General features: G+C 59.6%; 26 protein-coding genes. 3 read left to right on the plus strand and 23 right to left on the minus strand.

Going from position 1 to position 26,173, the window contains the following annotated elements; all coding sequences use genetic code 11:
* Positions 1-292: 292 nt before the first annotated feature.
* From JF539_RS24080 to JF539_RS24150, 15 genes are all read right to left on the minus strand, one after another.
* A complete protein-coding gene (locus JF539_RS24080) occupies positions 293-739 on the minus strand; it encodes a hypothetical protein (protein ID WP_207143318.1) in 447 nt (148 codons plus the stop codon).
* A gap of 140 nt (positions 740-879) precedes the next feature.
* Positions 880-1,767, minus strand: coding sequence for a hypothetical protein (locus JF539_RS24085; protein WP_207143319.1), 888 nt, complete (start codon positions 1,765-1,767; stop codon positions 880-882).
* Positions 1,768-1,770: 3 nt separating this feature from the next.
* Positions 1,771-2,088 (minus strand): hypothetical protein, encoded by a 318-nt coding sequence (locus tag JF539_RS24090; protein WP_207143320.1) that lies wholly within the window; start codon positions 2,086-2,088, stop codon positions 1,771-1,773.
* Positions 2,066-3,775 (minus strand): portal protein, encoded by a 1,710-nt coding sequence (locus tag JF539_RS24095; RefSeq protein WP_207143321.1) that lies wholly within the window; start codon positions 3,773-3,775, stop codon positions 2,066-2,068. Before JF539_RS24095 ends, JF539_RS24090 begins: the two co-directional genes overlap by 23 nt.
* A gap of 4 nt (positions 3,776-3,779) precedes the next feature.
* Positions 3,780-4,004 carry a hypothetical protein gene (locus JF539_RS24100; protein WP_207143322.1) on the minus strand — a complete coding sequence of 75 codons (225 nt, stop codon included), beginning with the start codon at positions 4,002-4,004 and terminating at the stop codon, positions 3,780-3,782.
* A 320-nt stretch (positions 4,005-4,324) separates the two neighbouring features.
* On the minus strand, positions 4,325-6,013 hold the full coding sequence (locus tag JF539_RS24105) for a hypothetical protein (RefSeq protein WP_207143323.1): 1,689 nt from the start codon (positions 6,011-6,013) through the stop codon (positions 4,325-4,327).
* A gap of 406 nt (positions 6,014-6,419) precedes the next feature.
* Entirely contained in the window at positions 6,420-6,809 is a 390-nt protein-coding gene (locus JF539_RS24110; RefSeq protein ID WP_207143324.1) for a hypothetical protein, read from the minus strand.
* Between the two features lie 568 nt (positions 6,810-7,377).
* The gene (locus JF539_RS24115; protein ID WP_207143325.1) at positions 7,378-7,980 is read right to left on the minus strand and encodes a hypothetical protein; all 603 of its coding nucleotides are present in this window, start codon (positions 7,978-7,980) and stop codon (positions 7,378-7,380) included.
* Positions 7,981-8,170: 190 nt separating this feature from the next.
* Positions 8,171-8,632 (minus strand): hypothetical protein, encoded by a 462-nt coding sequence (locus JF539_RS24120; protein ID WP_207143326.1) that lies wholly within the window; start codon positions 8,630-8,632, stop codon positions 8,171-8,173.
* 14 nt (positions 8,633-8,646) lie between these two features.
* A complete protein-coding gene (locus JF539_RS24125; protein WP_207143327.1) occupies positions 8,647-10,227 on the minus strand; it encodes a hypothetical protein in 1,581 nt (526 codons plus the stop codon).
* Positions 10,199-10,693 (minus strand): hypothetical protein, encoded by a 495-nt coding sequence (locus JF539_RS24130; protein ID WP_207143328.1) that lies wholly within the window; start codon positions 10,691-10,693, stop codon positions 10,199-10,201. Before JF539_RS24130 ends, JF539_RS24125 begins: the two co-directional genes overlap by 29 nt.
* A gap of 420 nt (positions 10,694-11,113) precedes the next feature.
* The gene (locus tag JF539_RS24135) at positions 11,114-11,485 is read right to left on the minus strand and encodes a DUF6362 family protein (RefSeq protein ID WP_207143329.1); all 372 of its coding nucleotides are present in this window, start codon (positions 11,483-11,485) and stop codon (positions 11,114-11,116) included.
* 56 nt (positions 11,486-11,541) lie between these two features.
* The gene (locus JF539_RS24140) at positions 11,542-11,706 is read right to left on the minus strand and encodes a ribosome modulation factor (RefSeq protein ID WP_207143330.1); all 165 of its coding nucleotides are present in this window, start codon (positions 11,704-11,706) and stop codon (positions 11,542-11,544) included.
* A gap of 160 nt (positions 11,707-11,866) precedes the next feature.
* Complete coding sequence (locus JF539_RS24145; protein ID WP_207143331.1) at positions 11,867-12,283, minus strand: hypothetical protein; 417 nt, start codon at positions 12,281-12,283, stop codon at positions 11,867-11,869.
* On the minus strand, positions 12,283-12,618 hold the full coding sequence (locus JF539_RS24150) for a hypothetical protein (protein WP_207143333.1): 336 nt from the start codon (positions 12,616-12,618) through the stop codon (positions 12,283-12,285). Before JF539_RS24150 ends, JF539_RS24145 begins: the two co-directional genes overlap by 1 nt.
* Before the next feature lie 129 nt (positions 12,619-12,747).
* On the opposite strand from JF539_RS24150, the gene JF539_RS24155 reads away from it, so the two are divergent.
* Positions 12,748-13,473 carry a LexA family protein gene (locus JF539_RS24155; protein WP_207143335.1) on the plus strand — a complete coding sequence of 242 codons (726 nt, stop codon included), beginning with the start codon at positions 12,748-12,750 and terminating at the stop codon, positions 13,471-13,473.
* A 111-nt stretch (positions 13,474-13,584) separates the two neighbouring features.
* Complete coding sequence (locus JF539_RS24160; protein ID WP_207143336.1) at positions 13,585-13,911, plus strand: hypothetical protein; 327 nt, start codon at positions 13,585-13,587, stop codon at positions 13,909-13,911.
* 59 nt (positions 13,912-13,970) lie between these two features.
* Here JF539_RS24160 and JF539_RS24165 read toward each other — a convergent pair whose 3' ends face one another.
* From JF539_RS24165 to JF539_RS24185, 5 genes are all read right to left on the minus strand, one after another.
* Entirely contained in the window at positions 13,971-15,383 is a 1,413-nt protein-coding gene (locus JF539_RS24165) for a 3'-5' exonuclease (protein WP_207143337.1), read from the minus strand.
* Positions 15,383-15,904, minus strand: a complete 522-nt coding sequence (locus JF539_RS24170; protein ID WP_207143338.1) for a hypothetical protein — start codon at positions 15,902-15,904, stop codon at positions 15,383-15,385. Before JF539_RS24170 ends, JF539_RS24165 begins: the two co-directional genes overlap by 1 nt.
* Before the next feature lie 66 nt (positions 15,905-15,970).
* A complete protein-coding gene (locus tag JF539_RS24175) occupies positions 15,971-17,803 on the minus strand; it encodes a DUF294 nucleotidyltransferase-like domain-containing protein (protein WP_207143339.1) in 1,833 nt (610 codons plus the stop codon).
* Positions 17,804-17,945: 142 nt separating this feature from the next.
* Positions 17,946-19,733 (minus strand): sodium:solute symporter family protein, encoded by a 1,788-nt coding sequence (locus JF539_RS24180; RefSeq protein WP_207143340.1) that lies wholly within the window; start codon positions 19,731-19,733, stop codon positions 17,946-17,948.
* A gap of 14 nt (positions 19,734-19,747) precedes the next feature.
* The gene (locus JF539_RS24185; RefSeq protein ID WP_207143341.1) at positions 19,748-20,008 is read right to left on the minus strand and encodes a DUF4212 domain-containing protein; all 261 of its coding nucleotides are present in this window, start codon (positions 20,006-20,008) and stop codon (positions 19,748-19,750) included.
* Between the two features lie 594 nt (positions 20,009-20,602).
* Between JF539_RS24185 and pncB the strand changes: the two genes are divergently transcribed.
* Positions 20,603-21,895: a nicotinate phosphoribosyltransferase gene (gene pncB, locus JF539_RS24190; RefSeq protein ID WP_207143342.1), complete on the plus strand. Its 1,293-nt coding sequence runs from the start codon at positions 20,603-20,605 to the stop codon at positions 21,893-21,895.
* A gap of 30 nt (positions 21,896-21,925) precedes the next feature.
* Here the strand turns inward: pncB and JF539_RS24195 are convergent, their stop codons facing one another.
* From JF539_RS24195 to JF539_RS24205, 3 genes are all read right to left on the minus strand, one after another.
* Positions 21,926-23,089 carry a cytochrome-c peroxidase gene (locus JF539_RS24195; protein WP_207143343.1) on the minus strand — a complete coding sequence of 388 codons (1,164 nt, stop codon included), beginning with the start codon at positions 23,087-23,089 and terminating at the stop codon, positions 21,926-21,928.
* Between the two features lie 386 nt (positions 23,090-23,475).
* Positions 23,476-23,922 carry an HMA2 domain-containing protein gene (locus tag JF539_RS24200; RefSeq protein WP_236042650.1) on the minus strand — a complete coding sequence of 149 codons (447 nt, stop codon included), beginning with the start codon at positions 23,920-23,922 and terminating at the stop codon, positions 23,476-23,478.
* Between the two features lie 75 nt (positions 23,923-23,997).
* Complete coding sequence (locus JF539_RS24205) at positions 23,998-26,166, minus strand: heavy metal translocating P-type ATPase (protein WP_207143345.1); 2,169 nt, start codon at positions 26,164-26,166, stop codon at positions 23,998-24,000.
* Positions 26,167-26,173 lie beyond the last annotated feature (7 nt).

A 26,173-nucleotide genomic window follows, 5' to 3' on the forward strand; every position in this document is an offset into this window, starting at 1 on the left:
CTCGGTGATTTGAGCCACCGCGTCCCGCTTGAAATCGTCACTGAAATTGCTCGTGCCCATCATGGCCTCCTTGCCTCAAAATTAGGGAAGAAGGCGTCTACAAATCTAGGGGCTATTCAATCCGATTGATTTCGTAATTCCGTCTTTACCGGTCGCAAGTCCGTTGATTTCCCAGATCTGCTTGCCCACCTCATCGTGACCGGTGATAACAATATGAGAAGCAACGCCAAATAGTTTAAACTCACCAATGCGTATCGTATGCTTTTTCCCAAGGTTCATACCACAACCCTATTTAGATTTCGTCAGTCCAACCACCCTTTTCGCAGTACCATTTCGGCGCCCCGAGCAACCCACTCTCCCTGCCTTCCCGGCTAAGGCAGAGCCCGCCAGCCCAAGACTTTTTCTGGGTGTAATAATAAGGGTTGAGGGAAGGAAAACCTAAGAATTTGGCGGTTCTTTTATCCCCCCATTCCTGTTTGACAACAAAATCCACGTCCTGAACCTTGTTGCATTTTTTCATTATTTGAAAATACGCATCGTACAACAGAGACATCTTTTCACGGCCGGAACCGCCAAGACCGGTCTTCATCTCATTCTCAAGTCGTTCGATCACCGTTCCCGGATCGCAAGAGTCCCGCGCCTTGGTATTCTGCGCTCCCGTTGCGACGTGGTCTTGATGTGAGGTGCAGGCCGCGAGGAGGCTCGCGAAGATAACGCCGATTGGTTTTGCTGATTTCACCAATGAACTCCGATTTCCCGTTTCCGTCGCCTTCAGATTGTTCCCTTTATGTTCTAAAATCAACTATAAAGTGAGATCTGGAAAATCTTCAATTCATCTCATGATGACAACTCCCCCCTTCCGGAGAACACTCCTCCCCTTTAAACCCCAAACAGACCCGGCTTCCGCCCCGCCGCCAGGATCAATTGCCGCGCCCGCGCCGGATTGCGTTCCAGTAGCTCCGACTGAACCTTGAGATCGGGCGCGTCCCGATCGAACGGGTTCGCCCCGCCGCCGGCGTCCGCAAGACCGGAAAGCCCGTCCTCGGCGAAGGCACTGTCGTGAATGAAGGCGAGTAGTTTCACCGCCGTCGGGTCGGCCACCTGTCGCAGCCCGTTGGCGTCGGCCTGCGACAGCGCCCCCTTGTCCGCAAACCAATCCGAAAGATCGACCCCGGACGCCTTAAGTCCGCTCATCGCCCGGTCGGCCTTTGCCACAACGTTCTGATAGCCGTCGCTCTCCGGCGGCCCGTATTCCCTGACCAGCGCCTGATGCGCGGCTTCCGCCTTTTCAACCTGCTGTCGGGCAACAGTGGCGGAGGTGTCTTCCTGGGCCGCGAATTGCTCGGCCATCTTGCCGACCCACTTGTCATGGAGCTTTTGCGCCGCCTCCGGGTGAAGCCCGGCCTCCTGGAACCATTCGCCAGCCTCCCGTGCAAAAGCCTGGTCGTAGGGAAAACTCTCCGGCAAGGCCTCCGGCATCTTGAACCGGTACCCCTCCTTCGGCGTCCAGCTCTTTGAAACGTCTCGATAAAACGCCGACTTTTCTTCCGCCCCCGCTGCCTCGTCCGGCACTTTCAGGGACCCGTCGAGATCGGCTTGAAGGGCACGATATCCCTCTACGACACTGCCCGCGTCCCGCCAGCCATGTTCGGCCGCAAGGGCGCGGTTATCGTCGCTGAGGCTTTCCAAAAAGCCGGTTTCCTGCATTCCGGCGTCCGGTTCTCCGAGTTTCTGGCTGTCCGGGCCTGCTTCGATGATGTCTTCCATGGTCTAAAAATCCTCTTCCGGCTCGATGTCAGGCAGGGTTTCCAGGCGCGCGGCTTCCTGGAGCGCGGCATGTTCTTCCGGTGAGATGCGGATCATTGCGAGAATGCGGGCAAAAAGCGCCTTCCGCCCGTCCAGATAGCCGCTTTCACGCGGTCCGAGCCCGATGGGCGGCGCCTGGTAGAGGCCGCATTCGGCCGCCAGATCCGCCAGAACCACTTCCCCCTCCGGACACAAAAAAACGGACCGGTAGGCCCGTTCGATCGCCGCCGCTCTCTCGCGCCGCCGCGACGTGATGCGCCTAAGGCTGGACCAGACCGTCAAGACCGCCCTCCTCACTCAGGGTTTTCACCAGCGGCGCGCCGTCCTTGGCCATACGCGCGATGCTTTCCGCCGCCGCGAACTGCGTTTTCCGCTCCGCCTCGTCGGCGCGTTGCCGGCGCAATTCCTCTACCTCTTCCGGCCGCCGCTTGAGTTTCGCCGGCAGGCCGAGCGACCGCCGCGTCAGGTCGTATTCCTCTTCCCGGTCGTGCAGATCCAGAAGCGTCGGATCCGCACCGGCGGCAATGCCCAGATACTCCTGGAAGCCCATGATCGCCTCGAAATGGCCCGCCTCCCGCATCTGGTCGATTGGCGCGGTCGGGATCAGCGTCACATCCTTGTCCGCGAGGCTTTCCGGCGGCGCCAGAGGCGAACCGGGCTGAAAAGCTCCCCGGCGGCCCAGAATACCGATTTCCCGCTCGAACAGGTTCTCGTTACCGGCCATGATGTTGGTGGAAAAAGGTCCGATCATGTCGGCCATTTCCTTGCGCCGGATGTTGGCCTCCGTTGCCGTCCGGCCATTGCCTTCCAGAAGCGTCTGCCACAGGTCGCCATAAAGCCCAACCCGCAGCTTTTCACGGATGTTTTCGATCTGGGCATCCGCCGCGCCCGGATTGACCGTATCGATCATCGGGCGGAACAAGGGTCTCCCCTGCTCGTCGATCAGCCCCGGATTGGTGCGCCCCGGATTGAGATCGAGCTGCCGCTCCTGGGAATGGGTGGCAATCGGCGGGCGCACCGCCTGGGAGCTGGCGATCAACCCGTCACGCGCCAGGCTTTGCAGGCTCTTGATGTCGCTCATGAGTTTCGCCTGCGGCGGCGAGCCATAGGGCGACAAGCCGTCCCGATCCCAGCGGCTGATCACCAGCGGGTATTCGAAGAACCCGCCACGCTTGCAGATATGCTTGCTTTCCTCCTCGAAATGGATGCTCTCGTAGCGCGATTTCCGGATGTCCGCCGCATCCGCATAGCCACCGTCGCGCGCGAAGCAGGCATGCACGAACACATGCTCGTTGGTCTTGCGTTTCGGATCCTGGGCGTCTTCCCGAACCTGTTGCGAAACCTTGTCGCCAAATTCCTTCACCGCCTGCCAGGCCTTGAGGGTGCGTACCCGGAAGAAACCGCAGTCGCCCCCCTGCCCGTCCACGATCAGATAGACCTCATAGAGCGGAACATAGCGGTAATGGACCGGCGTGCGGATATCGGCCAGATTGTCTTCGTTCTCCAGGGGGAACAGCACGCCTGTGCCGAGCTTGACCGTCGACAGGAGCCGTGACCGGTTGGCAAGCGCGAAGCCGGAACGTGCGGACGAGCGCAGCCGGAAAAGATGATCGCGCACCAGCTCGAAAAACTCTTCGTCCGCCTGACTTGGCGGCGGTGCGAACGGATCGCCGAAACCGATACCGTGCCAGTTGAAACCTTCCGGCATGGTCAGGGACCCGACGCCGGAGGCAAGCCGGTCGAGCAGCCAGACCGCCGTCGGATCGTAAAGCTTGCGCGAGCGCTCCCGCGCCGCCGAGTGCCGGAATGCGCTCATACCGTCCATGGCGGTGATCCCGCCCGGCCGGTTGAAAGCCCGCTCCATGTCAGGCGCCGTGTAGGTCACATAGTCCTGCCAGTCGGTCTCATACCACTGGCGGTCGGACTTCGCTGTCTGCAGCTCCGTCTTCAGATCGTCAACAATACCCATGGCGTCAGGCCCGCCCCAGAAGCGTCACACCGGGCCTGGACGCGCTTCCATGGTCGGAAACGCCCAATGGACTGGTATGTGTCGTTGCCCGTGTGCTATAGGCCGCCGCCCGGCGGCGGCGCTCGTTCTGCTGCAGGTTGCTCGCCTGCCGCTGCGGATCGGGTTCGCGCGGTGGCGGCGGTGTTGGTTCAGGCTCAGACTGCTTCGAGCCGCCTCCGAAAAAGCACATGAGTTTGACCTCTCTGGATATTGAAAATCAGGTTTTGAAGATGGCCACGGTCAAAGCCGGACGTTTCCCGAAAGGACAGGACCCCGGAAATGGCTATTTACATCTTGTTTGAAGAAAACCAGGGGACGTCAGAACATCCGGCGGCGTTGTGTCGGCCGCATTTCTCCAAGGTACCGTGATAGGACCTGTTTTAGCCCCGTTTTGACGAAGCGTCCATCGGGCGGAAAGATCTCAAATCCTTGTTCAGACAGGATTTTCCAAAAAACAATGCCTGCTCAATCGCTTCACTCGCCATCTCTGTTTGGCGCTTTCCGGCGCATTCATTCGATTGCGCCTCCACTCCCGGCCGGAACCGATTGCCGGCGCGGCTCAGGCGCGGGTACAGGCATTGCCAACCTAACCCGCGCCGCCTCCACCGGTTCGTCCGGCACTTCGATGCCGAAACGCAGCGCATCCTCCCGGTCCGCCTGCCAACGCGCAGCAAGCTGCCGCCGACGGGCGCTGGCCGTATCCGCCTGGAAACTGGCTGTCACCTCGCTCCGCGCGCCTGTCTCGTCTTCCAGAATCAGAGTCATGCGCGGGCCGTATCCGTCGTTGTCGAGCAAGCCCTTCCTGGCATCCGAGCTGGTTCTGGCGCTCGGCGTCAAATACCATTTCTTGGTCTGGAGGCCCCGGCTTTTCAAAAACGTCTCGACCTCCCGTCGTACATACCCGTGCCCATCCTTCTCAAGATCCGGGTAGACTTTCTCGACCGGGTCCTTGATCACCGTGCCTTCCGGATCCGGCGCGAATGCCGACAGGCCCCAGTTCATCTTGAAGAGTTCCGGCGCCAGCATCTGCGCCGCCTCCTCGTCCCCGCCCAGATCCAGATAGCTCTTCTTAAGGAGCGCGTTGTATTCCTCAATCCCAAGTGCCTCTTCCTCCGGCGACCGGCCCAGCTTCTTGAAGGTGTCGTATGAGCTTTTTCGGGCAGCATGTTCGTGATTTGTTCCAAGATCCATTCCGTTTGAAGCTGCAACGACATCTGCCGGCTCTGAGGAAATCGAAACATCTGCAATTTCGGTTTCGGCCAAAACCCGCTGGTCCGGAACTTCGCTCAGGCCCGACTTCTGCGGACCTCTCGGTGGTTGACGTTCCGGCCCGGAAGGAAGGGATCTCTTGAAACTCCCCCTCGTCACGCTTAGTCCGTCGGGACTGTTTCCAAAGACAACGTCGTCGCCGTATTTCTGGAGAAACTCCACCTCCCAGGCATCGGGGATCTCTCTCGCCATGACCAGTTTACCCAGGATATCGTGAAGCGCCGGGTCGTCTTTGTAGCGTTCGCGTAGGTGCTTTTCCGTCGCGCGCCAGTCGATGCCATGAAGAAACGGCCTCGGATAGTCCGGTTCGCCGTGACCATGGGTGAAATTAGAAATTTCCGAGACCCTGCCCCGGTACCGATCCACATAATCGGACTGCAATTTCTCGTAGACCGGCCTGAATATATGTTCTTGAGACGCGTCGACGTTGTAAGTCTTTGACAGAAAGTCAACAAATGGCGCCCGGAAGGCTTCAATGTTATCAAAGCCCGCGGCCGGACGATGTTTTTCCGACGCCGGTAGGTTCTCTTTGGTGACCTTAATACCGACGGAAGCCAGGGCCGCCGCTGCCAGCGTGTTGCTGTTCACGATCAAGTCGGAACTGTCGCTGTTTGCCGCCGCGAGGGTATCGTAGCCGACCTCGGCTTGCTCGACCAACTGCGCGAAAAAAGCCATCCGGAGATATTTGTCCTCCAGATCCGCCCCTGTTTCCAGCACGACATTGTTCTCCGGCGAACGTTCATCAGGCGGCTCCAAATCGAGGGAAGCGGGCGTATATCGACCGATTTCAACGTCGATATCGTCCAACACCAGCCGGAAGCCCGGTCCTCCCCGGACGATGAATTCCTCTCCCTGCCGGTTGGTGTAAACAATATAGAGGTGTCCATACCCCAAAGGGGCATCGTTAATTCTCAGTTCAATCTTTTCCATTCTTCACTCCCTTTCCAGAAGTTGGTTCAGGCATCGATTTCGGTTCGCGCGGCGAAGGTCAGCTCATGCGCTTTCGTTACTTAGTGGATCGAGTTTTTGGCGAGCACTGTCTCGCGCAAGCGTCGCTTCGCTGGCGGTGAGCCGTTTTGAGCCAACCGCCTTCAGAAAGGCATCATTCAAGGAAGATTGCTTAAGGGCTGGACGGAATTGATGCCAGACGTCGTTGGGTTGCGCTTGAGGAGGGCCGCGCAAAGCGCACAAACCGCCTCGCCAGAGGTCAATCCGTTACGGTCAAATGAGTCTGGATGATCGGAAAGGGTACAAATACCAGCCGTATTTGACAGGAATCCATCTGATTGCGCGTTTGGAGCCTATCGGTTGAGGTTGGTCTTGGAGTATCGGGCACTCACTTCGGAGAGAAAGCTGCAATCACCCCCACGGACCATATCACGCCAACAGTCAACAGTGAAACAGCCCGCAGAAAGCGAATTTTTGCCGTAAACTTATAAACCGAAACACGAGCCAGCTGAATTAGATTAAATAACAAGTCCAACCCAAATATAGATATTGGGATATAGTAAATTTTATTATATAAAAATGCGTGATAAACTTGAAAAGACTCTCTCAACACGACTAGACCAATGATAGAAACAAGAAAAAATAATGTAGAAAACAAAATAACAAACTGAGACACATTGTTTAATAAAGATTTTTTATCCTGCCGGTAAAGGTAGACATTGATATATGATCTCGCCAAAAGCAAAATAATAATTGTAAGAGCAACAAGTACTTCCATGGATATAAAGCCTTTTTATCTTCCCCATTCACATTTCGCCGGCCCGTATGGCCTGAAGCTTCGATGACAGGACCTGACGGGCTCCTGTTCGGGTATCGCACCCAGACAATTGGAATTGCACAGTCACTTAATTGACTTCTCCCGCATGAACTCGCTCACCGCGCAAGCTCTTGCGCCTTTTCCAATCGAGACAAACGAGCTGGAGGCTCAGGCACCAAGCTTGTTCTCTATATGTTCCAAATCCCACTACCATGGATTGAGAGATTGGAAAAGCTCTATTTTCAAGGAGTGGATGGCCTCCGGCCCAATCACATCTGACGTATTGGTCAAGTTGGCCAAGGCGGAGCCACGACCATCCGTTTGGGTCGTCAACATATCGCGCTAATCAACGATAGCCTCCGCCCTCACCCGGATCGAGCGCCAGCCTCTCACCACAGGAGCAATCTCAGACTGCCGATAAAACCAGGGAAATAATTCCGCACAGCGCGCCATGAACCGGCATCGATTTCATGATCGCACTCGGGTCAGTGAACGGTGCCGGCCGCGCTCACCCCCTGACCCACATGGATCACACCGTCTGCAGAAACTTCTGCAACTTCTGGCGCTGCGGATAGTCGGCCAGGAATTTTCCGCTGTTGAGCTGGAACGTTTCCTTCTCCGTGATCACCGTACCGTCCGGACGAAAATTCGCCGCGTAGAGAAACGGCAGACCGGGCTTCTTCAGGTCCCACTGCAGGAAACCGCCGCCCATCGGATATTGATCCGCGGGACTCATCGCGCCGTCATGCCGGGTATCGGGCATGACTTTCACGAACCTGTCCGGTCCGGTGAACGACGATACCCCCAGCACGTGCTCCTGTAACGCCCGGTATCCCGCCGCCCCGCGTTCGCTCATAATACTGTCGTGCACGGCCTCGCGCTTTGCATCTTCGGCGTAAGTTGCCGCCGGCAGACCGAAGCGCCCTCCGGACCGGAGCGTCGTGCCCTGAAATTCGAAATCGTCCGGCCGGGGTGGCGATTTTAGAAGCAGAAGCTTGAAGCCATTCGAAAGCCGGCCCGCATGAAAGCCGAGATTGGCCTCCGTGGCCCGGTAGTCGGCCAGGATAATCGCCCGAAGCTGCGAGATATTGCCGCCAAAAGGCTGCGTCATTTGACCGAGAACAAAACTCATCCAAAAACTCCGAAAAGGGGAACTGAAACGAAATTGCCCCCGGAGATCTATAACCTACACTGTGGGCACGACTGTGATTTAGGTCTCAACCTTGGGCAATCCAACCGGTCTCCAGGACAGTCTCCTGCCCTCTCCTGTCAGATGTATCTCATGCGCCATACGCGGGCGATGACACACCCCTGACAAACAGTCAGCAAGACGGTTCGTTCCGCACCCAGGCATAAACGTAAAAATCCTCTCCGCACCGGCCGTAGGAGCGCAACACCCCTTCCTTCCGCCCGCCGAACGCCTCGATCCAGTTATGGGAGATGTCATGCTCTGCATGGGTAATCACCTGCAAGCGCCGACACTCCCGTTCGATCAGGGGCCTGAGGCTCTTCAGATGCCGCGTGATCAGCGGCACGCACCGCCTGAACCGATCCGTACCATAAGCCCAGGCCTGCCAGTGATCCGGGTCGAAGGCCGCCGCCCGGCTGAAACCATAGGCCGCCGCCGGCTCGCCCTCGTACCAGACCGACCACACCATGCCCGGCACCGCTGTTTCCAGCGCGCAGATCCCGAGAAGCCGCGTATCCCAGTCCTTCCAGAGACAGGCGATTTCCCGGTAATCCTGATCGCGCATATTGGCCGCGATATAGCTCGCGTCGCGCACGCATAGATCCTTGATCAGAAGCCGGCGAGCGGATCGTCCAGCTCCGCCGCGCGCGTTCCGGCCCGGCTTCTCGAAATCTGCCTGGCGGCAGCCTTGTCCTTCCATCCCAATGCCTCGACGATTGCGTCCGCCTCGTCCGGTGACGAGCCTAGGCGGTCCTTGATGTCTTCCTTGCTTTCAATCAGGATCCTGCCGCCCTTGATCTTCCAGCGGTGCGCCGTCAACTGCGCCTTGACCGTCGCCGAGCGCTTGATCGCAAGGCCCTGCCCGCTCTTCGGATGAAGCGCCTCGCGCAGGCGCCAGTAAAGCTGGGCGCGCAGATTGTAGAAGGGGATCCGGCTGTCCTTCGCCGTCTCCCCCGATTGGGCGGAAAAGACGCATTTTTCGACCGGCAACCCGTTTTCCCGGGAGAGAAACCCGACCGTGTCGCCACCCCAGCCGCCGGTGCAGTCGACCACGATCAGCGCATTGTCCCGCCGCTCCTGAACGATCAGCGCGCCGACGTCTGCCCCATCTCTTGTATCCGCCCCCTTGCGCACGATGTTCTGCTCGAACCGCCTTCCGTGAAGGGGCTGCAGCACCGTCCGATCCTTGCCACCCTGGGCGACATCAACCGCCAGCACATCCATGGGCAGGTCCCTGTCGACGCCGTCGTCAAAGCGCTGAAAGGCACGCTCCACCCAGTCGGAGGGGATGACCTGCCAGTCGTGATCCCGGCGTGCCGCCTGAAAGTCGCCGGTCTTCAAGGCTGTGCGCAGCGGCTCCGGCATCTGGTCGAGCTGGGCATCGTAGGCTTCGCCCAGATATGCGTTGTCCTGGCGCTTCGCCGGAATGAAGGTCCGGCTTTTCGGCGTCCTGACATCGCCCTCCACCTCGACAGGCTCCGGCCCGTCCACCCAGACCGTGCGCACCGCATCGCCATCGTCGATGAAGACGGCCCAGAGCAGGTCTCCCGGCTTGACGGTGCCATAAAGGGGATGCAGCGGATCGAGCCAGGGCGCGAACCACTCGATCAGGAAATCCCCCTGCCCGCCCAGCGGCGGGTTTGTGGCGATCAGCCCCCGGCAGCGTTGGTCCTGCCGCGCCGAGCGCAGCCAGCCGAGCACGAATAGGATCTTGCGCGGGTCCATCTGCGCGCCCTCGTCAAATGCCTTGAGATCGTGATCGCGCCCCTGCCAGTCCTCTTCCGCCCCAGGCAGTCCCAGGTGTCCGAACTCGATCAGCCGTTCGTCCGGGCCCACCCAGCGCGGCGGAGCGCCGGTGATCTTGCCCAGACTAGCCTTCTGCATCAGCGCGTTCATGCGCTCGATCAGCCCTTTGAGCGACTTCAGGGACTGGCGGAATATGGCCGCCTTGTGATGGGCAAACAGCGCCAGCCCGGCGATCAGGTCCGTCTTGCCGCCACCCGCCGCCCCGCCATAAAGGGTCAGGTCGGCCTTGGAAAAATAGCCCTCCGTCTGCGGCCCGGGCTGAGGCCGCCAGACCTCGAACTGATCCAGGACGCCGGCCGCGTCGAGCCTCCTTTGCAAATCCACCCGCTCGGGTGCCGCAAGTCCGTCGATGCGCTCAATCAGTGTCTCCAGAGCCGTTGTCATTCGAATTATTATCCTCGCGCGTCAGCAGCGCCATGACCCCCAGGGCAATTTCCTGAGAGCTGCGCGGCTTGAATGTTTCAACTTTTGCACCCTCCTCCGCCCCGCCCCAGATGCCTCCCCGGATTCCATGGGCCTCGGCCTCCGACCGGTCGCGCCAGCCGGCCCGGTTCTTCATGTTGAAGGCCCAGGCGCTGGCGTTGAACTTCGCAAGATCGCCCCGCGCCCCCTCCTTGCCGATCCGCTCCCATTCCATGAGCCCGCGCCGCGCCGCTGTCTCCAGCTTCTCGGGTGGGAAATCCTCAGGGAACTGCTCGGCGTAATAGCGAATGGTCTTGCGGTCGGCATCGGGAAAACTCTCGATCGAGTACCCGGCCGCGATATGCGCGCAAAACGCCGCGCATGCCTTTTGCCGCGCGTTCGCCGTCGGCCATTTCAGGACATCGGCCGCGTCGTCCTCATCAGGCATGGATTCCTCTTTCATGTCGGGAAGTGTGCTTTGAGCCGAAGAAACGTTTCGGACATGACGCTCAGTTTCGCCATGCAGCGATCGTCAGGCGCAGCTGTCGTTGCAGCGCAGACCGCCGCGCCGGTTAGCACATGTACCCACTGTAACTTGAGAGCGTCTGTTTTATCCGTGAACTGACGACGCCGTCCAGCGGTCAGCCCGGTCTCAAACCACGGGTCAGACAGGGAAACCGAAAATGGTGTTGAGGCTCAAGAAGCTTTCTCGGCTGGGCGTTGAGCGTCTGTCGTTCAACGCAACGGTCTTTCTCGCTCAGCGTCGGTCATTCGATGAAGGCAGGAACCGTTTCTGAACAGACACCACCTGCCACAGGTACAGGTGATGCTTGTCGTTGGTGAGCGCGGTGGAGCGTTTCGCGGATTTTTAATCCGCTTCTTTCAGCCTGCAGGCCAGTTTCTTCAAGAGAACCTTGTTACGGCTGGTGACCGTCGAACGCTTCCAGCCAAAGCTCTCGCAGACCTTGCTGAATTTTCCGCCACCTGCCTTGCACATGATCTCGAATTGCAGCGCCCGACGCGAATCCGTGTCCTCGATCAGAGAAAACCAGGTGAGCGCTTCCTCCGCCCGGCCGATTGCCGCTGGAGAATAGACCCGCCGTCTGCGGGCGATCTTGCGGCGGTAATCCGGCCAGGCCGCCAGAACGGTCTTCGGACCGTCGCCCTTGGCGGTTGCCGCGATGACTTCGAAGGCTTCGACGAACCGGCCCATCATCTCTTCAGGCGTATCCGGTCCCATCTCAGCCCTCCGAAAGAGAGGCCGGCGTGAGATTACCGGAAACGTGCCAAGCCGGTCTATCCCTGCTGCGCCTGACGCTCCTTTCGATATCCCTCGTCCCAAAGGCCGTGGTAATCGGCCTTGGGTGGATAGGGATTGTCATCAAGCGACTTGCCTTCCCGGAAGGCTTCCACACCGCGCTCGAAAGCGAACACCTGTGCTTTTGTCTGGTAGGCCTGCATCTCTCTGCCCCTGAATTCAATAGCTGACTGAAATATTCGCCCCATCCCGTCGTAAAACCGTTCGGCGCAGCAAAAGCAGAGCGTTCTGACGATAAACGGAAATACAGCCGGTGATTGATGCAACCCATACTAGGTACATAAGTCTTTTTGACAATAGTCTTCATGCGGCTTTCCCCTGCGTTTGCGCCTTCAGAAGACCGTCGAGTTCATAGGACAAGAGCACGGACAGGGTGATGGTCGGTGCCGACGGGTTCAATTCCTTGGCCCTTGCCATCAGCGTCGCCAGATCCAGCCGGTCGAAGAGGTCGAGAAAATCGCCCCGCTCGACCCAGTCCGGTTTGTTCAGAACCAGCCAGGACACCGCGGTGATGACTGGCGCCGACCAGTTGCCCCGGTTATGGGCCGTGTTGATCATTCCCAGAACCAGACGCAAATGTCCGGCACCGTGTTTCTTCAAGAGCCCCCGACACGTGCTTCGAGCCTTGGACTGGTGACGGCCGTCCGCGCGTTTGGCGGAATTCACGAAGTGAATGCCAAACTCGGCGGCAACTCGGTCCACTTCCGCACCCGAAACCATCAAGCACCTCCTTTTTTGTTGGCAACGTGCCAGGTCGAGCCTGCCCCGGCCTGAAGTCCGGCAAATGCTTCTTCAGCCCGCTGCCGGGCGGTTCGCGGCAAGTGTTCTGGCTTTGTTCTTTTTCCGTTGAATGCTTCGGCTCTGGGCTGCTGCCTCGCCCCCATGTGCCCCAGCCCCTGCTTCAGTAGCCTCAGTTCCAGCGTCAGCAGCCGGTTGCGCGCCTTCTCAAGGGCAAACTCGTCTTCTAGCCGCGACTGCGGCCGCTCCGCCCTGATCCGGCATTGCGCGACCCGTTCCCGCGCTTCCTCGATCTCGCTCTTCAGGCTCCTCGCCATCGTCGTCTAGTCTCCCGTACGCTCATCTGAACACGACAAATACGTACGCGCATTACGTACACTTGTCAACGGCAACGCGTACGCATATAGTGACGTCGCGTACTCTAAAGACAACACCCGGCGGCCACCATGGTACATCGCGAGCAGACCCTCCACGACAAGCTTCACGCCCTGAAGGACAGATCCGGTCTTTCCTTAAGAGCAATCGCGCGCGAGATGGGCTATTCCCAGGCCTCCTCCATCCAGCGTTATTTTTCCCCCGCCTATGGCGACAGGGCGCTCCCGGCGAATTTCATCAGCAAGCTCCTTGCGGTCCTTCCCGGCAAGGGAACTCCGCCGATAAAACGCGAGGAAGTTCTGGACCTGGCGGACGGAACGGTCGCGGAGATCCGGCGCAAACTTCCGGAACTGCCCTCAAGTGGCGTTCCGATTGTCGGCGAAGTCGCAGCCGGACTGTGGATGGAGGCTGCATTGTTCGAAACGGAAAATGCCGAAGAATCAACAATATCCTACGATGTCCGCTTTCCGCCCCAGGCACAGTTCGTCGTCAGGGTACGTGGCGAATCCCTCAACAGGGTCGCGGCCAATGGAGATCTGCTTTTATGCGTTGATTATCTTGCCGCCGGCATCGAGCTGAAAGAAAACGATCTGGTGCTGGTCGAACGCTCGCGCGATAACGGCATGACAATCGAACGGACGGCGAAACGCCTCATCCGGCTGAACGGACAGTCGGAATTGATGCCGGAATCCGACGACCCCAGATTCCAGGACACGATCGTCTACCGTGAAGGGGACTTCGACCATACGGAAGTCAAGATCAAGGCCAAGGTCGTCATGGTGTTCAAACCGCTCTGATCGCCGCATCGCAGTCTCATTTCGCGCACAACCGCCTAAGCGAATCGATAACAAAAGTTGAAATGTACGCATAACGCGTATAGACTCAGCCTCCATGTGCTGGAGGTATGAATGACACTGAACCTTGATTTCTCGTTCTTCTCGGTGGTTTGCGAGTTGAAGGGATGCCTCTACATCCCGGAAACAGATCTGGAGGACATGACCTTCCAGAGGATCGTCGACGACATCCGCAGCGGCCAGCTTGAGAATGTACGCGCTGTTCTGGAATACAACCCGTCCGAAGGCTGGTGCTCGGACGTAACCGGTGATGTACTCACCGCGCTTTGCCCGGAAGAAGACGCCGACGGCGATCCGAACACACCCCATGACTGGTCCGACTATCGCAGCGAGCGCATAGACGGACGTCTTGCGGGAGTATCCGCGACAGTCGCGGCCTGAAGAAAACTGAAAACAGCCGTCTTCAGGGAACCGCTTTCAACCTGCGGAATTTTCCGAGATCAGTTCAGGTCCTTCAGGAGCCGTCCATGCTTCCGGGTCTGCTCGATGACCTCACCGAATGTTCCATATCCTCTGGAAGCCAGGATAGGCAGCATCTTGCAAAGCGCCTCGGCGGTGACCTTGGCATCGCCAAGCGCCGTGTGGCGCGCCTCTTCGGGAACGTGAACTCCCAGACGTTCGCACACTGCGTCAAGTGTGTGCGTCTCATTCTCACCGAACAGAACCGCCGACAGCAGCACCGTGTCGAGCAGGGGATGATCCCACTTGAAGCCGAGCGCTTTTCCATAGCGCTGCATGAAGGCCATGTCGAACGGCGCATTGTGGGCGACAAGCACCGCGTCGCGGGAGAAATCATGGAACCGGCCGACAGCCTGCTCCGCATCCGGCGCGTCCGCGACCATGTCGTCGGTGATACCGTGCACTTTGGTCGAGGCAATCGGAATGCTGCGGCCGGGATTGACAAGCTGATCCATTTCCTCGCCGGCGACAATCCGGCCCTTGATCACGCGGACCGCGCCGATCTGCACGATTTCATCCTTGTGAGGCGTCAGTCCGGTGGTCTCCGTGTCGAACACGACAAAGGTCAGGTCCTGCAGCGGCCGGTTTTCAATGGCCTGTTCGCTTTCATGTTCTCGGAAATCGAAATCGTAGATCAGCGGCCGATCGGCCCGCGGGTCGATGCGCGCGTGGGTCTGGTCGACGAGGATCATGTAACCGGAAGCCTGGCTGAGTTTTTTCAGGCGCAGTTCGAAAGTCAGGTTTCCCCGGCTGCAGCGCACTTTGGCCAGAACCTCGCTGCGTTTGCCCGTGAGCTTGGCGCTTGCCGCCCGAAGATCCTCTTCGTTGAAATAATCGAAGATCGAGGCGCTTAGGCGGGGCACATGCACCTGCCCCAGAAGATCGGCCGCCTGACCGTCATAAAGCATGATCAGATGCGCCGGGCTGACCAGGACGATTGCGACGGGTATTTCCGTCAGGAGAATCGCCAGATGCGCCTTTTCCGCCATCAGGCGGGCCGTTTCCTCCGCCAGATGCTCTTCCACATCGGCCGATATCTGTGACAGCTTGCCGGTCACGGCATCGACGGCGGGCGCGAGGTCGCCGAGATACCGAGCCTGATGCAGGTCCAGAGATGTTTGCGCATCCGCGTGGGCACGCACCCGCATCGCCGCCGCAAGACGCTCGATCGGTTTGGCGACATTCTCGTCGAATAGAAACCAGACCCCGGTGGTGACCGCAAGAATACCGAATACGGAAAGGACACCGGAGAAAACGAGGCCTGAGGTTGCATCCTCTTCCCCGCCCCTGAGGTAGCCCAGATAAAGCGCGCTGCAAACAATCCCGGCACAGGCTGCCGCGACGCCAAGGAAAAACAGGAAGATACGCAGGCGCAGGCTGAGAGACGTAAACATCAGGCTTCTCCGCAAATCGTGGAGAGGACCGGGTCGTCCGCGGATACGTTCACCCAGGCCACACCGTCTACCGATCCGTCGTCTTCAAAGGTGATCGCATCCGCGAGCGCGGCCCGCCTGAGCCCTGCACAGTCCGCGAGCACCGGCAACTTGTTGACGGCGGACCAGCGCCCGAAGAAATACACTTCGGCCAGCTTCAACCCCGGCTGCCCGGAATGCTCCCTGAGCGTTGCGGTGTCGACGGCAACGAACCGCTCGACGAACGGCACGAGATAGGTCCAGGGCCGGTAGAGCGCCTTGCTTTCGGCCGTTTGCGCCACAACAACTCCTTCGGGCAAGGCCTCCCTTGTGCGATCATACCAGCCGTACTCGTTGTAAATCGTCGCTGCGATCATCGTCGCACCCGCCGCCACGGGTGCGAACCAGCGCGGCAGACGCCCGCCCAATGTTCGGTTGACGAGCATGACAAGACCCGCTGCGGCAATGCCGGCTATGAAGGTCGCGATCAGCTCAACAAACATGTGTTCCCTCCCCTTTCGCCTGCGGCGCGGCCTCCTCCAGGCCTGGCCGCAATCGGCGATACGTTTCTAGCTCAGCATACCCCGCCCGTGTCCGATCGCCGACTGCATCGTCTTGACCACCACAAAGGCGTCCCTGAGATGACTGCGCTCGAAGTCCGACAGAGTTGACGGCTGCAGGAAATTGTCGGGCGGCAGGTCCTGCTTGATCAACCCGGCCTGGTGCTCGAGGCGGCTTTCGGCGATCAGGTCGTAGGCATCCAGAAGATCGCTCGCCCCGGACTGGCTGAGCTGCCCGTTCTCGCGGGCGGCGACCAGCCGCGCGCGTGTGTTGACGGCGCCGATTTGCGATCTCAGGGCATGGATTCGCGCCAGATCGACGACAGGCACCACGCCGTTGTGTTTCATGTCCAGCGTGTTCTTGTGCTCGCCCGAGCGTATCGTCGCAAGACCGCGCAGCAGACTGAGAGGAGGCGAATGCTTCAGCGAATTGCTGATCATGTGGGCGACGAAGATGGAATTCTCGCTCGCCGCCTTCAGCGTGGTGTCCTGCAAATTGTCGAACAGCGCGGTCTGGCCTCCGATGGGGCGGAGGTCGAACATGACCGAGCTCAGCATCTGCGCTTCTGGGTCGGGCTTGTCGATCCATCCCTTGAAATACTCTTTCCAGACCCTGACCGGCTGACGCCAGCGCGCGTTCGTCGCCATCATGTCGCCGGGGCAATACACATAGCCGCAGGTGTTGAGCCCGTCTGACACATAGGCGGCCAGATCGGCGAAATACCCGTCCCGGTCGACGTCGCTGACACTGTCGTCCAGAAACAGGCAATTGTCCTGATCGCTCACACCCGTCTGTTCCTGCCGCCCCTGGGATCCGCAGGCAAGCCAGAGATAGGGGACCGGAGGCAGACCGAGCTTTTCTTCTGCAAGCGCCAGCAGGCGCCGGGTCGTGGCATCGGCAATATCCGTGATCAGACGGGTGACGATGTCATGGCGGCTGCCTCCTGCGACAAGCTGAACCAGCAGCTTGGGAATGCCGGCGGTCACTTTCGCCATCTCCTCCGCGGAGCTTGCATGGGCGATTTCGCTGACGAGATTGGCTGAACTGACCGCCTGGAAGCGGGTCAGATCGGTCTGGGTGACCATCCCGACCAGGCGTCCGGCCTCGACAATCGGCACGTGACCGATACGGCGCTCCATCATGAGATGTAGAATGTCGGAGCCGATAGAGGAAGGCGGCAGGGTGAGCAGACCGGTGGACATCACCTCCCTGACCGGGGTGCTTACGGCGAGCCCCTCGGCGATCACCTTGCCGGAAAGGTCGCGCGTCGTGACAATGCCCAGCAAGGCGCCGTCTGCGTCCGTTACGCAGAGCGAAGAGACTCGCTTGTCGCGCATCTGGCGGGCGGCTTCCTGGACACTCGCGTCCGGCTGGCAGGTGATCGGCGTTGCGGCCATAAGCGTCTCGGCCAGGCTGGTGGCGAGGTCGTTCGCGCGTGGTTGCGTCGTTTTTCCGGCACGGTCGAAAAACCGCGCAACGGTTCTGTACTCGGCGATAAGCTCCCGGACCAGGCCATGGGGCAGCACAAGCAGGATGCTGTCGTCCTGAGACCGCGCGTTGGTGGCAGCGGTTCCGTCCCGCAACAATCCGCGTTCGCCAAAGGAGTTCCGAGGCCCCAGTTGACTGACAACTTCCCCGTTTTGATCGGTGATTTCCACCGCGCCGTCGTAGATGAGGAAAATCCCGGGCAGTTCTTCGCCGAATTCATAGATGCGCTCGCCACTGTCGGCTTTTCGAGGCTCGAACTCGTTAGCCAGTTGGACCTGCCGGTCCTGCGGCAGGGAATCGTAAGGGTGAACGGTGCTGAGAAACCGAAGGATCTGCTCGGGCGTCAATGGCATGTGAACGGCCTCGATAAATAAGGAAAATCCTGCCCGGACGAGCCGGGCAGGACATGCTCGTGAGACGAAACACTCTCACAAGGATCGAACACGTGTCAGGCACCGCCTCCCCGTAAAGTCACGGGAAGGCGGATACCGGAACCTAGTGGTCCTGCGCGGCCCCCGCACCCCGGGGGATACGAACGCTTTCGACAAGATCCTTGATCGCCTGCGGGGTTTCCTTGGTCATTCCGGCGACAACATAGGCCACCGCGAAGTTGACCGCCGCCCCGATCGCGCCGAACGAGGTCGACTTGATCGGTCCGAGCAGCGGATCGGCGTCCGTGAAGCTGTTGGTTCCGGGAATGAAGAACCAACCCTTGTGCAGGAAGATATAGACAAGCGTCACGATCAGGCCCGCCAGCATGCCTGCAACGGCTCCGGTGTTGTTGATGCGGGTCGAGAAGATCCCCATCATCAGCGCCGGGAAGATCGAGGCCGCCGCCAGTCCGAAGGCCAGAGCCACCGTCTGCGCCGCGAAGCCCGGTGGGTTCAGACCCAGATAGGTGGCAATGGCGATTGCAACCGCCATGGCAATCCGGGCGGACAGAAGTTCTGCTCGCTCCGAAATCTGCGGGTTGATCGCCCCCTTGATCAGGTCATGACTGACCGCCGACGAAATGGCGAGCAACAGCCCGGCCGCAGTAGAAAGCGCCGCCGCCAGACCGCCGGCCGCCACGAGGCCGATCACCCAGCTTGGCAGATTGGCGATCTCCGGATTGGCGAGAACCAGGATATCGCGGTTGAAGTTGGTCAGTTCGTTGCCTTTCCAGCCTTTCTCCTCGGCGACCGCCTGCATGTTTGCGTTCTTGTCGTTGTAGTACTGGATCTTGCCGTCGCCGTTCTTGTCTTCCCATCCGAGAAGACCGGTCTTCTGCCAGGTGTCCATCCAGTCGTAGCGCGGATCGTCCGCGATCTGCTCGACCGTCACCGCACCGCCTTCGATACCGCCGTTCGGCCACATCATGTCGGTGATGTTGAGACGTGCCATCGCACCGACCGCTGGAGCCGTGATGTAAAGCAGGGCGATGAAGACCAGGGCCCAGCCAGCCGACCAGCGTGCGTCCGAAACCTTCGGCACGGTGAAGAAGCGCATGATCACATGCGGCAGACCGGCGGTACCGATCATCAGCGACAGGGTGAAGAGCACCATATTCAGCGTGTCGGCGTGGTGGGCCGTATAGGAACTGAAGCCCAGCTCGGTCACGACCTGGTCAAGCTTGGTCAGAAGCGGCATGCCACTGGCGACATCATCGCCGAAGAGGCCGAGACCCGGGATCGGGTTGCCGGTCAGTTGCAGCGAAATGAAGACTGCGGGAATGGTATAGGCGGTGATCAGCACGACGTACTGCGCCACCTGGGTGTAGGTCACCCCTTTCATGCCGCCGAACACGGCATAGGCGAACACCACACAGGCGCCGATCAGAAGACCCGTCGTATTGTCCACTTCCAGGAAGCGTCCGAAGGCCACGCCGACACCGGTCATCTGACCGATCACGTAGGTCGTGGAGGCCACGATCAGGCAGACAACCGCCACGATCCGCGCCGTCTGGCTGTAGAACCGGTCACCGATGAATTCGGACACCGTGAACTTGCCGAACTTGCGCAGGTAGGGAGCAAGCAGCAACGCCAGAAGCACATAACCGCCGGTCCAGCCCATCAGGAACGAGCTGTTGTCATAACCGGTGAAGGCGATCAGGCCGGCCATGGAAATGAAGGAAGCCGCTGACATCCAGTCGGCGGCGGTCGCCATGCCGTTGGTGACCGGGTGAACGCCCCGCCCCGCGGCATAGAATTCGGAGGTCGAGCCAGCGCGGGCCCAGATTGCGATGCCGATGTAGAGCGCGAAAGAGCCACCCACGAACAGCAAGTTGATTGTAAACTGATCCATCTCTGCCGACGTCCTTATTCTTCGTCCACGCCGTGTTCACGGTCCAGCCTGTTCATGCGCCAGGCGTAAAAAAAGATGATGGCCAGGAAGACCAGGATCGATCCTTGCTGGGCGAACCAGAAACCGAGATCCGTTCCCCCGACGCTGATCCCGCTCAACAGCGGACGCAGCAGGATGCCGAATCCAAAGGATACCAGCGCCCAGATAATGAGGCTGACGACGATAATGCGCATATTGGCTGACCAATAGGCGTTGTTGGATGAGTTTTCGGACATATGTCTCCTCCGCTTAAGATCAGCCTTGCCGCAACGGCTGAACGGGCCACGATATCAGTCCGTTGGAAAAACCGGGATCCCGACCGGTATCCGCCCTGAATCCCGCCCGGCCTTCCGTCGCGCGGGTCTCACTCCAAGGACCTTCCCGCCCCGGCCATGACCCGAAGGCCATTCGCTGGACCGTGAAACGCCTAGGAAAACAATTTGAGGGTATCGCCGGTTTCCCCAGAACTGACTTGGGAACACTATCAGCAACTTATGGGTACACAAGGCTACTTAGAATTAATAGACTTAGGTATGAAAGACCTATGTCGTAAGCGCTTAAACCAACTTGCGCTTCCGTAAAAGAGCCAGGGATGCACTTTCGGAAACGGCATTCAGACGTCCTTGGATACGGACAAATGACAGTCGGTTTCAAGGTCAATCACGAAAAAGCCGCCTTGAGAGTTTTGACAATAAATCATGAACTCAAAGAGCGGCGGGCATATCTTGCGACGATCGGACCCGGACGATGCTTTCTTGGCGTATCCAGGACTTGCAATCCCGTGTCCACTCCTGCCTTATGCGCCCAACTACAGGAGGAAAACCGGGCACATGGTCGATATTTCTACCCGCGTCTATAATCACAAATGGAAGATCGACCCGATCGTCCGTTCTCTCATCGACACGGATTTCTACAAGCTGCTGATGTGCCAGTCGGTGTTCCGCAACAAGCCGGACACCTCCGTGACCTTCTCTCTGATCAATCGCTCCACCGATATCCGGCTCGCCGAAATGGTCGACGAGGGCGAACTGCGCGAGCAGCTCGATCATGTGCGCTCCTTGTCGCTCAGGCGCGGTGAAAGCACCTGGATGCGCGGCAACATGTTTTACGGCAAGCGCCAGATGTTCCGCTCGGATTTCATGGAGTGGTTCGAGAACCTGCGTCTGCCGGCCTACGAGCTCGAAAAGCGCGACGGCCAGTATGAACTCACCTTCGAAGGCTCCTGGCCGGAGGTCATGCTTTGGGAAATCCCGGCCCTGGCGATCCTCATGGAATTGCGGTCCCGCGCGGTGCTCAACTCCATGAAAAAATTCGAGCTTCAGATCCTCTATGCCCGAGCCATGACCAAGCTCTGGGAAAAGATTGAGCGCCTGCAACCGCTGCAAGAACTGAAGATCGCCGATTTCGGGACCCGCCGCCGCCATTCCTATTTGTGGCAGGACTGGTGCGTTCAGGCCATGATCGAAGGTCTGGGCGACAAGTTCTCGGGCACCTCGAACTGCCACATCGCCATGCAGCGGGATCTGGAGGCCGTCGGCACCAATGCCCATGAGCTCCCAATGATCTACTCCGCCCTGGCCGAAACGGACGACCGGCTTGCCGAAGCTCCCTATGACGTCTTGCGCGACTGGCATGAGGAGCATGAAGGCAATCTGCGCATTATCCTGCCGGACACCTACGGCACGGAGGGGTTTCTCAAACACGCCCCCGACTGGCTTGCCGGCTGGACGGGAATTCGCATCGATTCAGGCGACCCGGCCGAAGGAGCCGAAACCGCGATCGGCTGGTGGAAATCCAAGGGCGAAGATCCGGCGAAAAAACTCGTCATTTTCTCCGACGGGCTGGACACGGACAAGATCATCGAACTGCATGAACAATTCTCCGGCCGCGTCCGCATTTCCTTCGGTTGGGGAACGCTTCTGACCAACGACTTCCGCGGCCTCACCGCCAACGACGCCCTCGCCCCCTTTTCCCTGGTCTGCAAGGCGATCTCCGCGAACGGAAAGCCGACGGTGAAGCTCAGCGACAATCCGAACAAGGCGATCGGACCGGAAAGCGAGGTCGAACGCTACAAACGTGTCTTCGGTGTCGGCGAACAGGAGCTGATGGAGGTCGTGGTTTAGCAGAAACCGCCAGGTCCGCCGCTGCCGGCGTCATTCCTCCAGCAAGTGCTCGTAGCGTTTGTCCGTCAGCGTCTTCAGGAAGGCGACAAGCGCGTCGATCCGCTTGGTGTCGAGCGCCGGCCCGTGCTCCAGCTCCTTCAGCGACAGATTGCCGTCGACTTCAGGCCCCCCCCAGGGCTCCCCGGTTTCCGGGTTGGTCTGGGCGCCGGAGGCCTTGCTGTTGTACTTGTTGTAGAAGACGACGGTCGTCCGCAGATCCTTGAAGACGCCGTTGTGCATGTAAGGACCCGTCACGGCGACATTGCGCAGGGTCGGAACCTTGAACTTGCCCAAGTGCTCCGGATCGGAAACCAGCGGATTGTTCACCAGCCCCGGATCGACAAACCCTTCTTCTTGACCGTTGACCGCCCGTGCCGCCGCGTTCACCGGAATACCGATATTGTGATACTCGTAGTTCGAGAAGGTTTCTTCTCTGGAAACCTGGGACGTCTTGAGCTGGTGGCACTGGTTGCAGTTGGTGAACTGCTGCGAGAAGAACAGAAGACGGCCCAGTTCCTCCTGATCGCTGAACTTCGCTTCGCCGCGCAGATAGCGGTCATATTTGGAATCGAAGGGCGCGAACAGGTCCGTTTCCTCGAAAGCTGCGAGGCTGGCCTTCATCGCTTCGTAGCCGGTTTCGTTATCGTCAAGGGTGCCCTCCCCGAACAACGCGTCAATAGCCTTCACGTAAGCCGCATTTTCCTTCAGCCTGTCGACGACGGATGCCTTGTCGGGCATCCCCATTTCAACCGGATTGAGCGGCGGTCCACCGGCCTGGCCTTTGATGTCCGGCTCCCGGCCATCGAGAAACTGGCCACCGCGATAGTTGCCGTCCTCCATCCGGTGAAACTCCGGAGAAAATTTCGCGTAAGAAGCCGTCGGGGCATTCCGGTCTCCGAGCGAAACGCCGTCATCTCCGAGCGACACCGCCAGCCCGGCATCGGTCGGGCGCGGGTCGACAAACCCGAAATCCGGATTGTGGCACGTTGCGCAGGCCTGGGTCCGATTCTTCGACAGGTTCACATCGAAGAAAAGCGCCTCGCCCAGCGCCGCCTTTGTATCGAAGCTCTGGCCATCTTCCGCATACCCGGTGCCGCTTACAAGAACGGCAGCAGCCAGTCCGATCGCTGTTCCTGCGCAAGAGAACACCTTCATCGTCGGTCTCCTTTTTGGTTGTCCGGCGCGCGGCGGTGCCGACAACAAGCGGCAGCACCGCCACATGCGTTTTTCCGGCAGGGCTTCATCCGCGCCGACCTTCCGCGCCAATAAACGCCTTTGACCTCAAAAGCCAACCTCCCTCGCCAGGAAATCAAGACTTCGTCCGGTAAGCGCCGCTCTCTACGAAAGACAGGAATGCGTTCCTGCCGCCTTTGATATAGAACCGTACGGTTTCAAATTGTGAAGGTAGCACTCCACTTTTCAATCTAAATTGACCGATATCAATAAGCGTCCGGCAAGCGGACCAGGCAGCCGCTCTCGCGGGGGGCGTATTGCTGAAAATGGATAGGACGGAGCAAGTCCGCATTCGTCGACTGAGAGATCTATCGCAAGCCGATTTTCATCGTGGTCAGCCCACGGTCCAGGGCGCGATTGATCAGCGTGTTCACAAGCGCCCTGCTGACGGCTTCGCCGACGGCGCGGGCAACCTTCGGCTGCACGCCGCGCGGGGTGTCCCCGGTGCGGGGGGTGGCGGCCGCTGCGGTGGGGCCCGCCGCGGTCTCGGCCCGGTGATTCAGCGATGACTTCGGGCAATGGCTGCAAATGAGGTCCATGATGCTGGTCAGCTGTCCGGTCGCCGTTGAGTAATAGACGATCACGGACGCCGCATGGCGGTTGATCTCTACTTCATCAACGCCTTGCAGCGCTCCGACCTCTGCCAGGAGCCTGTCAGCCATTTCCGGATCCCGGCGCAGAGCCTCCAGCTTGAAGCGGGCCCGCCCCGGCACATGATGTACGCAAGAGACCACTTTGCGACCTCGACATTCCATTCAGATCTCAAAGTTTGGCTATTTTGAAGAAAATAGTCAAGTTTAATGGAAGCGATGTAGCGCAAATTCGTCCCTTCAGGGAAGAAGCCTGTTTTGCGCGCTGCGCGGCTGCGGCAAACCGGCGCGTAAAAGAGCATGAACCAGTAGAGCGATCGTCGACCCGTTATGCAGCAGAGCCGCGGCAACGGGTGACAGGTGACCGGTCGACGCCGCGATAAACAGTCCCGTATTGATACCCAGGGCGGCAGTCGTGTTTGTGGAGATGATCCGCATAGCCTGGTCCGCCGCCTCGCGGGCATCGGCAACCGCCCCGATCCGGTCATCGAGAAGGATGATGTCGGCGGAAGCCTGCGCAAGATCGGCGCCCTGCGGCATGCTGAATCCGACATTGGCAGCCGCAAGCGCGGGTGCATCGTTGATGCCGTCGCCGACAAACGCGACTTTCGCTCCCTTGGCCTGAAGCTCCGTGAGAATACGCGACTTGTCCTCGGGACGAAGCTCCGCGTGGACCTCGTCGAAACCCAGCGTTCTTCCGAACGTCTCTGCGCGGGTTTTCCGGTCTCCGGTCAGCATGACCAGACGCTTGATCCCGGCGCGGTGCAGCCGTTCCATGGTCTTGCAGGCATCCTCGCGCAACTCGTCGCGCAATCCGACAAGCCCGATCGGCTTGCCTCCATAGGCCATGTACAGGAGCATCTTGCCCTCTTGCACGAGCCGCTCCGCCGTCTCCGTGTGCGGGTCGAAATCGATCGCCTCGACCGTTTGCAGGAAATGACGGCTGCCGATCAGGAAGGAGTCTCCTGCCACGTCGGCACGCAATCCCAATCCCACCTCGAAGGTCACGTCCCCATGGGAGACGTGGGCCGTGCCACGCACTTTCGACTCTCTCACGATCGCATTTGCCACCGGGTGGTGGGAGTGCTCTTCGACGGAAGCTGCAAGCGCGAGCAACCGCTCCTCCGGCCACGCCTTCGGCTCCAGGGACACCACATCGGTCACGGACAGCGTTCCATGGGTCAAAGTGCCGGTTTTGTCGAACACGAACGTGTCCGCCTCGGCGAGTTTCTCGATACTGGGACCGCCTTTGATCAAAACGCCCCGCGAGACCGCCTCCGACATGGTCGCGCGCACCGCGACAGGTGCGCTGAGCTTGATCGGACAGGCATAATCAACCAGAAAAACCGAACTGAGACGGCGAAGGTCCCGGGTCAGCAGCAGGGTGGCCAGGCCCAGCCCCAGGGTCATGTACACTTGCCGGTCGGCATGCTTTTCGGCGAGCCGTTCGGTCTCGGATCTTTCGTCGAGTGCTTGTTGTATGAGGGAAGCGACAAGTGCGGTCGTCGTTTCGTCGCCGACCTGTTGCGCCTCGATCTTCACCTGGCCGCTTTGAACGACGCTTCCCGCAATGACGCTGTCCCCGGGATGTTTGCCGACCGGAACGCTCTCACCGGTGATCGAGGCCTGGTTGATCTCGGCCGAGCCGCTGTGCACCACACCGTCCACCGGAACGAGCCCCCCGGTTTGCACGATCACCAGATCGCCTTTCCTGACTTGCTCGAACGGCACTTCAACCGCGCCACCCTCGCTGTCGATCCAGGCCGTTTCAGGGTTCGGCATGAGCAACTCATGCAGGAGCGCTCCGGAATGCCGCATGGTTGTCTCTTCGAGATATTCTCCCGTGGACATCATGGTGTCGGTGGTCAGGGCCATTCCGAATTGGCCGCGCAGGGCCCCTATACCCACGGCAAGTGCGTCAAGCAGCTCCACCGTGACGCCCGCCGTCGCGACGGACTGCGCGCCCTTCAGGACTCTCGGCGCGATGGTTGCGGCACAAAGGACGTTGCCAAGAAGTGGGGGAAGAAACGGGCGGGCGGCCAGAAGAGCGGCCCGCCCGGCAAGGTGAAGGATGTTGGGACCGTCGTCGCTCTCGATCCTGCGGAACTTCAGGGTCTCGCGGCGCAGGTTCGCAAGCCTGTCCAGAACACGCGTCCGCGCTGCCTGCGTTCCGTCATGGGTCACGATCACGGAAATCGCATCCGGATTGATACGCACCGAACTGACGCCAAGGATGGCCCGAAGCAGCCGGCACAGATGATCCGTGTCGAGGGCCGGAAGTCCCAGGACCGGCATCTTGACCCGCAATCGTTCAGGGCCTTCGTGAACGATATCGACCCTCGCCTCCAGGCGTTTCAAGGCCTCATCGCCAAGAGGCAGTTCCGTCACCGGACGAAGCGCACGGTCCATGACAGGC

This window comes from Roseibium aggregatum (assembly GCF_017309185.1).
GTDB lineage: Bacteria > Pseudomonadota > Alphaproteobacteria > Rhizobiales > Stappiaceae > Roseibium > Roseibium aggregatum_B.